At 68.5% G+C, this 11,625-nt stretch carries 6 protein-coding genes and 1 pseudogene; 1 reads left to right on the forward strand and 6 read right to left on the reverse strand.

From position 1 onward, the window contains the following. Window positions 1-454 precede the first annotated feature (454 nt). The 6 genes from ACFYY6_RS32595 to ACFYY6_RS32620 all read right to left on the reverse strand — a co-directional run bounded on the left by ACFYY6_RS32595 (window position 455) and on the right by ACFYY6_RS32620 (window position 9,769). Window positions 455-658, reverse strand: coding sequence for a hypothetical protein (locus ACFYY6_RS32595; protein WP_351516879.1), 204 nt, complete (start codon window positions 656-658; stop codon window positions 455-457). A 103-nt stretch (window positions 659-761) separates the two neighbouring features. Next, on the reverse strand, window positions 762-1,802 hold the full coding sequence (locus ACFYY6_RS32600) for an alpha/beta hydrolase (protein ID WP_351516881.1): 1,041 nt from the start codon (window positions 1,800-1,802) through the stop codon (window positions 762-764). Continuing rightward, entirely contained in the window at window positions 1,799-2,332 is a 534-nt protein-coding gene (locus ACFYY6_RS32605) for a phage holin family protein (protein WP_351630217.1), read from the reverse strand. Before ACFYY6_RS32605 ends, ACFYY6_RS32600 begins: the two co-directional genes overlap by 4 nt. Window positions 2,333-2,380: 48 nt before the next feature. Continuing rightward, window positions 2,381-3,784, reverse strand: coding sequence for a Na+/H+ antiporter NhaA (gene nhaA, locus ACFYY6_RS32610; RefSeq protein WP_351516884.1), 1,404 nt, complete (start codon window positions 3,782-3,784; stop codon window positions 2,381-2,383). 360 nt (window positions 3,785-4,144) lie between these two features. Beyond that, window positions 4,145-6,118 (reverse strand): acetate--CoA ligase, encoded by a 1,974-nt coding sequence (gene acs, locus ACFYY6_RS32615; RefSeq protein WP_351630221.1) that lies wholly within the window; start codon window positions 6,116-6,118, stop codon window positions 4,145-4,147. A 498-nt stretch (window positions 6,119-6,616) separates the two neighbouring features. After that, a complete protein-coding gene (locus ACFYY6_RS32620) occupies window positions 6,617-9,769 on the reverse strand; it encodes a SulP family inorganic anion transporter (protein ID WP_389196981.1) in 3,153 nt (1,050 codons plus the stop codon). A gap of 407 nt (window positions 9,770-10,176) precedes the next feature. On the opposite strand from ACFYY6_RS32620, the pseudogene ACFYY6_RS32625 reads away from it, so the two are divergent. Beyond that, window positions 10,177-11,406 (forward strand): annotated as a pseudogene (locus ACFYY6_RS32625) (hypothetical protein). Window positions 11,407-11,625: the final 219 nt, after the last annotated feature.

Below are 11,625 nucleotides of genomic sequence, written 5' to 3' on the forward strand. Positions count from 1 at the left end.
ACCGCGGCCAACTCCCCACCCATCACACCTGGTCAACGACACACCGATCAAACGGACACGCCACCGACGAAAGAACCTGACCAAGCACTACTAGGGACTCCAGGGTCTGTCTTCGGACTGCCGTTGCTCGGCCGGAGGCGGGGCCGTGCGTACCAGGCGTCGCACGGCAGGCGGCAGTTCGACGACGGGCCCTGGCGCCGGGAGCGACAGCACCAGGCCCTGCCGTCGTCATGTTGCGAACTGCAATCTGTCATTTGCCGCTTGCGGCTGGCGGCTTGCGGCCTGCGGCCTGCCGTGCGACGCCCGACCGGCACGTCCGTCGGCCTCCGGCCGGTGAGAAGCCCGGAGTTCGGGGCCGCCCGGTGAGCCGGTCCGGCGCCCGGAGCCCGTACGAAAGCACGTCACCGCACAGGAGTACGCCACCCGTGCGGAAGAGCGCCTCACATCTGGAAACTCATCCACGCGGGTGGCGCAGTCGTGCCGAGACCCAGCGGGCCCGGCGGCGCAGGATACGCGGGATGCCGAGCCGGGGATCGTGCATCACCTGCATGTCATGCACCCGGCCCTGGGGGCCGCCCCTCTCGTGATTGCCCGGATCCGCCGTGGCGGTCGAGCGACGGTTGCGTGCTGCGTCACCGATGTCGTGCGTCCAGCCCATACCTCGACGTCTGCCCGTGCCTCATGGTCGGTAACCGCCCGTCCGTCAGCCAATTGGCCTATGCGGCGGGCAATTGGCGTTCGTCGGACTACCGTGTGTGCGGCTACCGGTCGGGCTCGGTGTCCTTGAGCCAGTTGATGAGTTCGGCTGAGAATCCGGCCGGATCCTCCTCGTGAGGGAAGTGCCCCAGACCGTCGAAAAGTCGCCAACGGTACGGCGCCTCGACGTACTCGCCGGATCCCGCCGCGCTCCGGGTACGGACTGCCGGATCGAGTGAGCCGTGCAGGTGCAGCGTGGGGACGCGCACCGGCAGCTTCATCCGCCGGTTGAACTGGATTCCGTCCGGACGGGCCAGGGAGCGCACCATCCACCGGTACGGCTCGATCGAGCAGTGCGCGGTCGACGGGATGCACATCGCGCGCCGGTAGACGTCGAGCGTCGCGTCGTCGGGGAACTCAGGGGTCCGGGGACCCGCCCAGTCATGGATCAGCCGTCCCACCAACGCCGCGTCGTCCGCGACGAGCTGACGCTCCGGCACCCAAGGGCGCTGGAAGCCCCACACGTACGACCCCGCGCGGGACTGCGCGAAGTCGGAGAGCATCGAGGAACGCCAACGGCGCGGGTGCGGCATTGAGGAGACCACGAGACGGCGCACCAGCTTCGGCCGCATCACGGCGGCCGTCCATGCGAGGTAGCCGCCCAGGTCATGACCGACGAGTGCCGCGTCCGGTTCGCCGAGCGAGCGGATCACGCCTGTGACGTCGAGCGCCAGATTGGCGGGGTCGTACCCCCGGGGCGTACGGTCGCTGCCGCCCACGCCCCGCAGATCCATCGCTACAGCGCGGTATCCGGCGTCGGCCAGGGCGGTGAGCTGGTGCCGCCAGGTCCACCAGAACTGCGGGAAACCGTGCAGCAGCAGAACGAGCGGTCCCTCACCGAGCTCGGCGATGTGGAAGCGGGCGCCGTTCGCCGCCACGTCGCGGTGGGTCCACGGTCCGTCGAGCCGGACCGGCCCTCCGGCACCGGCCGGTCCGGGCCTGCCGGCGTCGGAGGGCGTGCCGTCCCGGCCCGACCGGCCTTTCGGATCTCCCGAGCGGCCTTTCGGACCTACCGGGTCGGACGCACTGGAATCGTGGACCATCATGTGGTCGAGCGTGCCACAGTCGGCGCCTCGTCCTGTGCCGGAACCGCCTCCAGAGCCTTGTCCGCCCGGGTGCTGCCGGTGATGGCCGGACGGCCCGTCCCCGCCGCGGTGGTGGCGCGCGGATGGGGCTTGACGCCCTGGAGGACCGCCGCCGTCTGCTTGGCCGAGGCGATGGACCTCTCCGGCGGCTTCACCTTCTTGAACTTGGCGACGGCGAACAGGGCGAGCAGCGCGCCCAGGACGATGAACGCTCCGCCGACGATCAGGAACGACCAGGCCAGCCCGAGTCCCAGGTTGTGGATTCCGTACGCCGCCGCGAAGCTCAGTACCGGGATCGCGAACAGAAGCAGCACGCCCGCGATGATGATCACCACGCTGCCGGTGACTCCACGCTTGACGTCCTGGCGTACTTCCGCCTTGGCCAGGGCGATCTCGTCGTGCACCAGTGCGGACATCTCGGCCGTCGCCGCGGCGACCAACTGTCCGAGACTGCGGTCGGTGTTGCCCGCCATGTTGCCGGGGTCGCTCATCCCTGACTCCCTACTTCTGCTCTCCTGCTCAACACATCTGGTGTCAGATCATGCCGGACTGTCCGGCTTGCTGCTCGCTGCCCCCGCCAGTCGGGCAAGGCGTCGGTGTTCGGCCGCCTTCTTCTCGTGGATCGCGGCCATCCGCAGGTGGTACTCCGGATCGCCCTGCTCATAGATATCGGGCACGCCGTCCTGGTCCTCGTCGAGCTCCTCGGCCTCGTGCAGCATCCGATATTTGCGTACGCGGAGTTTGAGCAGCGTTCCGGAGAACAGCGCGGCCGTGAGGGAACCGATCAGCACGGCGGCCTTGATCTCGTTGATCGTGTCCGCGTCGCCGACGAAGGCAAGCTCGCCGATGAGGAGCGAGACGGTGAAGCCGATGCCCGCCAGCGACGCGACCGCGAAGACGTCCGCCCAGGCCAGGTCCTTGTTCAGCTCCGCCTTGGTGAAGCGGGTGGCCAGCCAGGTGCCCCCGAAGATGCCGATCGTCTTACCGACGACCAGCCCCAGAACGACCCCGAGCGTCTCGGGCCGGGTGAAGACGTTCGCCAGCGCTCCGCCGGAGAGGGACACCCCGGCGGAGAAGAGGGCGAACAGCGGTACGGCGACACCGGCCGAGAGGGGGCGTACCAGGTGTTCGATGCGCTCACCGGGGGAGTGCGTCTCGCCGTCCTGCCGGGTGCAGCGCAGCATGAGGCCCATGGCGACCCCGGCGATGGTGGCGTGGATGCCGCTGTTGTACATCAGGCCCCAGATCACCACGGCGAGCGGTACGTAGACGTACCAGCCGCGTACCTTGGCGCGCAGCAGCAGGTAGAACACGACAAGGCCGACGAAAGCGCCGATCAACGCCATGAAGTTGATCTTCTCGGTGAAGAAGACGGCGATGATCAGGATCGCGAAGAGGTCGTCGACGACGGCGAGCGTCAGCAGGAAGGCACGCAGCGCGTTCGGCAGCGAGGTGCCGATGACCGCGAGGACGGCGAGCGCGAAGGCGATGTCGGTGGCGGTGGGGACGGCCCAGCCGTCGGTGGAACCCCCGCCGATCAGGACCTCGGCCGTGTAGACGACGGCCGGGACGGCCATGCCGCAGAGCGCGGCGATGACCGGCAGCGCGGCCGCCTTGGGGTCGCGCAGTTCGCCCGCGACCAGTTCCCGTTTGAGTTCGACGCCTGCCACGAAGAAGAAGATCGCCAGCAGCCCGTCCGCCGCCCAGTGCTCGACGGAGAGGTCGAGGCCCAGCGAGGCGGGGCCGAAGTGGAATTCGCTGACGGCCGCGTAACTGGAGCCGAAGGCGTTCGCCCATATCAGGGCCGCCACTGCCGCGACCAGCAGGATGACCCCGCCGACGGTTTCGGTGCGCAGGGCGTCCGCGAGGTAGTTCCGCTCGGGAAGGGACAACCGCCCCAGGAAGGTACGGCGGGACGAGGGCGTGGGGGTGGGCGCGGCCACGAGAGGGGACCTCCGGGTCGGTTGGTACGGCGGCGATGGCATGGCTGATGCACTTGCCGACCAGACTTCCCGGCACACCCAGTGAAGCTTTTTTGTTGAGCTGTTGACGCGCTTGCCACTGTACCCGGGATGCGCCGGGTTGTATCCGGTGATCTCCGCCCCAAAAAATGCCCGAGGGGCATCCGGCGCGTTGCCGGATGCCCCTCAGGGGCGTGCTCGGGCCTTGATGCCCAGGCCCTCGTTGCTCCCTGTCCGAGGGCCCGCGCGGCTCAGATCTGGCGCCAGGGGCCCGCGGCTCGGACTCTGGTGCCCGGGTTCTGAGGCCCGGGCACCGGTGCCTCGCTCGGTTGCGGGGTGTGTTCAGTCCTCGGACGAGCCAGAGGACGACGGCAGCTGGTTCTGGATGAGATCCATGACCGAGGAGTCGGTGAGCGTCGTGACATCGCCCAGCTCGCGGTTCTCCGCGACATCCCGCAGCAGCCGCCTCATGATCTTGCCAGAGCGGGTCTTGGGCAGCTCGGCGACCGGCAGGATCCGCTTGGGCTTGGCGATCGGGCCCAGCGTGGCGCCGACGTGGTTGCGCAGCTCCGCGACCAGATCGTCGGACGCGGTGGCCGAACCGCGCAGTATCACGAACGCGACGATGGCCTGGCCGGTCGTCTCGTCGGCGGCGCCGACCACGGCGGCCTCCGCGACCGAGGGGTGCGACACGAGCGCCGACTCGACCTCGGTGGTCGAGATGTTGTGACCGGACACGAGCATCACGTCGTCGACCCGGCCGAGCAGCCAGATGTCGCCGTCCTCGTCCTTCTTGGCGCCGTCACCGGCGAAGTACTTGCTCTCGAACCGTGACCAGTAGGTGTCGATGAAGCGCTGGTCGTCGCCCCAGATGGTGCGGAGCATCGACGGCCACGGCTCCGTGAGGACGAGATAGCCGCCCCCGCCGTTCGGCACCTCGTTGGCCTCGTCGTCGACCACCGTGGCGCTGATGCCGGGCAGGGCGCGCTGGGCGCTTCCCGGTTTGGTCTCCGTGACGCCCGGCAGCGGCGCGATCATCATCGCGCCGGTCTCGGTCTGCCACCAGGTGTCCACGATCGGGCACTTGTCGGCGCCGATGTGCGTGCGGTACCACATCCACGCCTCGGGGTTGATCGGCTCACCGACCGACCCCAGGACCCGAAGGCTGCCCAGGTCGAACTTGGCGGGGATGTCGTCCCCCCACTTCATGAACGTGCGGATCGCGGTCGGCGCGGTGTAGAGGATCGTGACGCCGTACTTCTGCACGATCTCCCAGAAGCGGCCCTGGTGCGGGCTGTCCGGCGTGCCCTCGTACATGACCTGTGTCGCGCCGTTGGCCAGCGGGCCGTAGACGATGTACGAGTGTCCGGTCACCCAGCCGATGTCGGCGGTGCACCAGAAGACGTCGGTCTCCGGCTTGAGGTCGAACACCGCGTGGTGCGTGTACGCGGCCTGTGTGAGGTAGCCGCCGGAGGTGTGCAGGATGCCCTTCGGCTTACCCGTCGTGCCGGAGGTGTACAGGATGAAGAGCGGCTGCTCCGCCTCGAACGCCTCGGGGGTGTGCTCGGCGGACTGCCGGCCGGTGATCTCGTGCCACCAGACGTCACGGCCCTCGGTCCACGCGGTGTCCTGGCCGGTGCGCCGGACCACGAGGACGTGCTCGACGCCGTCGATGCGGGAGACGGCCTCGTCCACGGCCGGCTTGAGCGCGGACGGCTTGCCTCGGCGGTAGCCGCCGTCGGCGGTGATGACGACCTTGGCGTCCGCGTCCTGGATACGGGCGGCGATGGCGTCGGCCGAGAAGCCGCCGAACACCACCGAGTGCGCGGCGCCGATGCGGGCACAGGCCAGCATCGCGATGGCGGCCTCGGGGATCATCGGGAGGTAGACGGCGACCCGGTCGCCCTTGCCGACGCCGAGCTCGGTGAGGGCGTTCGCGGCGCGGGAGACCTCGTCCTTCAGGTCGGCGTACGTGATGGCGCGGCTGTCGCCGGGCTCGCCCTCGAAGTGGATGGCGACCCGGTCGCCGTGACCGGCCTCGACATGGCGGTCCACGCAGTTGTACGCGACGTTGAGCTTGCCGTCCGCGAACCACTTGGCGAAGGGCGGGTTGCTCCAGTCGAGCGTCTCGGTCGGCTCCGTGGCCCAGGTCAGACGGCGGGCCTGCTCGGCCCAGAAGCCCAGCCGGTCAGCCTCGGCCTGCTCGTAAGCTTCCGCTGTGACGTTGGCGTTCGCGGCCAGATCGGCAGGCGGCGCGAATCGGCGCTCCTCACGAAGCAGATTGGCCAGGCTGTCATTGCTCACGACATCTCCCATTCCCAGGGTGTCCGTTGTGTCCCGTGCATAGCTCATCAGGCCGGAGGGCCGGGTGACAAGGGTCTGCCGAGAATTGGTTTAGACCTGTGTTTCGGTGTATGGGGACATGGCCCCGCATTCCCATGCTGCGCGGCACCGCGCGACGCGGCGCGCAGTGACCCGACGCGGCGCGACGTGATGCGCTCCAGGTGGCAGCGGGAAAGCGGGGGCATGAGTTCTCACGGAATTTCCTACGGACCCGGGGCGTATCCGGTTCAGCATTCGTCCGTTTTCGCCCCGGAGCCGGTGCCCTCGGGCGGCCGAAGGGCTACCGTCCGAGGGCACCTGGCTTCGGAGGGGACCCGGCATCCGAGAGAACCGGGCGTCGGAGCGCATCGGGCATCAAGGCACACTCTGCGTCGGAGGGGGCTGAGCATCCGAGGGCATCGGGGGACCCTGGTGTCCCACGTGTCCGTGGTGTTCTGCAGGCCCGGGTTCCCGGGGGGCGAGCGGTCCGATTCAGACGCCGGTGCGTTCCAGACCTTCCGGGTCGGAAGGGGCGCCCGGTCTCCCCGGTGCGCCCGGTCTCGACAGTGTTCCGGTGATTCCCGGTGTTCCGGACGAGTTCTGGGTCCTTGCGGCTCCCGGTCCCCCCGGCGAGATCCCGGGGGCGGCGTCGGCGTCACCGGGGCCCACCCGGTCGAAGACCTCGTCGAGTGCGATGCCGACGCTCGCGGCCCCGGTCAGCAGATACGCCTGGGCCTCGCCCACGTGGAAGTACATCCCGTGCAGTTGAAGGGTGCCTTCGGACAGTCGTCGTGCCACCGATTCATGGGCTCGCAGATGTTCCAACTGCTGCACCACATTGGTGAGGCAGAGCTGTTCCACCGCGTCCGTGGGCAGCCGGCCGGAGATCCGCGCCCAGGGATGACGCCGTGACGCCATCCGCTTCAGGCTCGGCAGTCCGTGTCTCAGCCAGCGCCACAGGGACGTCTGCGGAGTGTCCGGGGTCCGTGTGCCGTCGAGCAGTGCCTGCATCGCACCGCACCCGGAGTGCCCACAAATGGTGATGGAATCCACCCCCAGCACCTCCACCGCGTACTCGATGGCGGCGCCCACCGAATCGTCCCCGGACTCGGTGTTCGGCGGCGGTACCAGATTGCCGATGTTTCGGACGGTGAACAGATCGCCCGGCCCGCTTGCCGTGATCATGCTGGTGACGAGACGGGAATCGGCACAGGTGATGAAGAGCTGGGAGGGATGCTGTCCCTCCCGGGCCAACCGGGCCAGTTCCTTGCGCACCAACGGGGCGGTGTGGCGCTGGAACGTGCTCAGGCCGCTCACCAGGCGGTTTCCGCCTGCCTGACGTCGACCGCCGACCGACGTCAGACAGGCGGTCGATGCGCCCACTGGGGCCGGGGCGTTGTCGCCTCCGGCAACGGGGCGAGCGGCGGCAGGGCCGACGGGAGCAGGGCCGGGGTCGGTGGCAAGGGGGCAAGCGGTCGGATCGGAGCCGCGGCCGTGGTCGGCACCTTGGCCAGGCCCCTGATCGAGGCTGATGCCTGGACCGCGATCGCGGATGACGCCCGCAGCGATGTCGGATCTGTGGCCGCGGCCGATGCCGGGAAGGCCGTCGGGTGTGGCGTCGGAGCTGGGAGGGGCGCCCGGGGTGATGTCAGAGCCGGGAGAGACGCCGTCGGCGGTGCCCCGATGGGGAGAGTTGAAGGCATCGGGTCCGGGGGCCCGCGCGGTGGCGCCGTACGTGTGGAAGGCGCGCTTCGCGCTGGAGTCCGGGGCAGTGGCGACGTGCGACTCGGAGGCGTCGCAGGGCGGCGTGCCACCGCCCTCGGGAAGACCATGCGTCTGGTCGGACCGATCGTGACAGTGATGGTTGCGCCACGGTGTCCAGGGGCTGCAACAAGAATGCGCAGTCGAGTCGGGCTCTGCGATCCGGCTCCCGGACCTGCCGGTGAAGACGACCCGGCCGCCGTGGGCTCTCTGCGCGATGCTCCAGTCCTGGATCGTCTCGTATGCCGCGTGGTCCATGAAGAAACCGTCTAGTTCGACGACTACATCTCCGTCCTGCGGTAGCCGCCCGAACGTCCGGCTGAGCCTGGGGACCGCGAGGAACGTCAACTGGCCACGTACGACGACCAGATGCCGACCGTCCTGATCGGTGACGGTGATTCTGGTGCGGGCCAGCCGGTGGAGGGCGACGACCACTGCCACCGCGATGCCGATCGCCACACCCTTGAGGACGCCGAACAGGATCACACCGGTGATCGTCGCGCCGTACACCAGGAATTCCCGGTGCTTGTGGACATTGCGGATGTGAGCGAAACTCACCATCTGGATGCCGACCATCATGACCAGCGCGGCGAGCGCGGCCAACGGGATCAGTTCCAGGACGGCGACCAGGAGCCCGGTGGCAAGGACCACCCAGATGCCATGCAGCACGGTGGAGGCGCGGCTGGTGGCCCCGGCCCGTACGTTCGCCGAACTGCGCACCGCGCCCCCGGACACCGCAAGTCCGCCCACCAGCCCGGACAGGGTGTTGGCGATGCCTTGCGCACGCAGTTCGCGGTCGAGGTCGGAGCGCCCGGCCGGCGTGCCGGGAGAGTCCGCCGAGGCGGGCTCGGAGGGGATGGCGGGAGGGGCGCAGACAGTTGCTGCGGCTGAATCGCCGGGCGAGACAGACAGGGTGGGAGCGGTTGACGTAGCCGACACGGGCGGTGACGAGGGTGTGCCCCTGTTCCGGTCGGCGGCTCGTCCGCCGAAGCGGTCGGCCGTCAGCTTGTCCACGGCGACTGCCGCGAGCAGCGATTCCAGGCTGGCCACCAGCATCACGGTGAACACTGCGGTGGCGAGAGCGAGCACCGGACCGTGCGGCAGTTCCGGTAGGGCGTGGGAGCGCCAGGACGGCAGATCGACGCGGGCGATTCCGGGCGTCGCGAACCCGGCCACCACCGTCGCGCTCACCACCGCGGCGAGGGCCGTCGGCACCCGTCGTACCGTCCGGCCGAGTCGGCCCGGAGTCCGCGGCCACAGGACCAGGACGGTGATGGTCAGCATTCCGATAAGCGGCGCCGACGGGCTCACCCGCCCCAACTGGTCGGGCAGGGCAAGGATGTTGGATACCGCGGAACTCTGAGGCGAGCCGCCGAGCACGATGTGCAGCTGAGCGAGCGCGATGGCCACGCCGATGCCGGCGAGCGTGCCGTGGACGATGGCGGGGCTGACCGCGAGGGCGCTGCGCGCCGCCCGCAGCGATCCCAGCACGATCTGCAGCAGTCCGGCACCGATGGTGATCGCACAGGTGGTGCGCCAACCGTAGATCTGGATCAACTCGGCTGTGACCACGGTCAGTCCGGCGGATGGGCCGCTGACCTGAAGAGGGGTGCCGCCGAGCAGCCCGGCGACGATGCCGCCGATCGCGGCGGAGATCAGCCCGGCCGTCAGTGGGGCGTTCATGGCGACGGCCAGCCCGAGCGACATGGGGACTGCCAGAAGAAAGACCGTGATGGACGCGGAAAGGTCGGCGCCCGAGATGCGGAGTCGTGGACCGCCCCGTGGCGACGACGGCGGGCTGTGTGGTCGCTTGACCCCCGATGAGCGGGGTGGACGCGAACTGCGGGACGCGCGGTCATGACGTGCGGGTACGCAAGCGGACATGTTTCCGTCTCCTCCGGACAGCGTGGGCGCGAAACATGAGGGAAAGCGGCCGCGAAGCAGGGCACTTGACGGCGGTATTTCCCAACTCTTGGTAAATAGATCGTAATGGAGAGTAAAGACTTGCGTCCACGCTTGGGGGCAAATGACCTATTCATTCATCCATTCCGGTGAATAGGCATTTTTTATATGACCCATCGCTCGGCTGTTGCTGCTAGTGCATGCAGCCCGGATTGCTCCATATGGGTACATTCAGTGCAAATTTACTGCGAGGCGGAGGCTGGACGGATGCCAGCTGTCTTGGGGGCACGCGCGGTGCCAAAAGGAGTGGTGCTGAGAAGAACGGCGTCGAGCAGGGTGGTGCCACGCAGAGGGGAGCCGCGACGGGACCGACCGCCGGATGGGGTGGTCTGCGTGCCGCAGTTGTCACGCTGGCAGGGGTGACCGGCTGCTCGTCCGGCCCCGGCGCCGTGAAGCCGGAAGCCCAAGCGAAGAAGACGGTGGCGAAGAAGGCTCCGGGGTACGCGCCCGAGAGAGTGCTGCGGCTCATCGGCGCCGGTTCCACCGCCTTCACCGGCAGCCAACCGAACCAACCGGTGGCGCAGCACCTGGCTTCCGGTCAGAAGCCTCCGCAGATCGTGGTTCTCTCCGGGGGCGGTGCGGGGGGAGGACAGCCAGAACTGTTGTCGTACTTCCTCGAGGTGGGCAGGAAGTACCGCGCCAGCATGACCTGATTCCTCAGCGGCGTGTACATGTTGCCGGAAGGGAAGCGGGAGCTCTCCGACCCGCGAAGCAAGACATCGGCAGCTCGGACATCGGCTTCGAGGACACCGACGGCATCCGAACCACCCTCGCTCAGCTACGAGGTGCCTGGGAGGAGGGCAACGAGATCGGCACCCACTCCAACGGCACTTCTGCGGTGCGGAAGGCGGCGTCGGCACCTGGACCGTGAAGCAGTGGGAGAGCTAGGAAGCAGTGGAAGAGCTAGATCGGGCAGGCCAAGTCTTTCGTGAGAACTGGAAGGCCAACGTCCCCGTCCTGAAGGACGAGAAGCCGCTTCCCTTCGACTACGACAAGGAACTCGTCGGTGGCCGTACGCCCTGTCTGGAATGACGGAAGAACATGGTGGCCGCAGGGTGAACGATGGGATTCGGTGCGATTTCAGCGGCGTCAACGCCCAGGTCTGGCCGAAGAGGAAGGGCGACCTCTGGGGCCTGTCCATGCAGATCGTGCCGGTTCCGGGTCGCGATTTCGAGGCTCTCTCGGTGGACTACAACTTCATGTTCAACCAGTCCGGCACGACCCGGTGAGACCCTTCCCGGCACGAACACTGGGGGAACCAGATGCGCGACGGTCTGCTCGAGGCGTTCGACCGTGCCTTCGACGGAAACCGTCCTCCGCTGATCGTCGGCAATCACTTCGAGTCCTGGAACGGCGCTACCTACATGCGAGCCGTTGTGCAGACCATCGCGAGAGTCTGCACGAGGAAAGGTGTCTGGTGCGTCTCCCTCCGGCAACTCACCGACTGGCTGGACGTGCAGGATCTGGCGGTGCTGGCGAAACTCGCCACGCTCGATGTGGGCCACGCCCGGCCGAGGGCCGGCTGGAATTCCTTGGAGGCACCGGGCGATCGTGGCTGAAGGCAGGAGCGAACGCGCACGCCCGTAGGGCGCCGGGGGGCGACGAACGGGGCGGCGAGGACGGCGTACGTGGAAGCGGACGCGGGCCCGTCGCGCGTTGATGGTGACGAGGCGGATGCGCGGGGCGGCGGCTGCGTACGGGCATCGGCCGCGCACCCGAGCCCGCGGCCGATGTCCGAGAACCCCTCGCCATGCCGACCTGGCGCAATCTGCCTGAGC

The organism is Streptomyces sp. NPDC001750 (genome assembly GCF_042892615.1).
Lineage (GTDB): Bacteria > Actinomycetota > Actinomycetes > Streptomycetales > Streptomycetaceae > Streptomyces.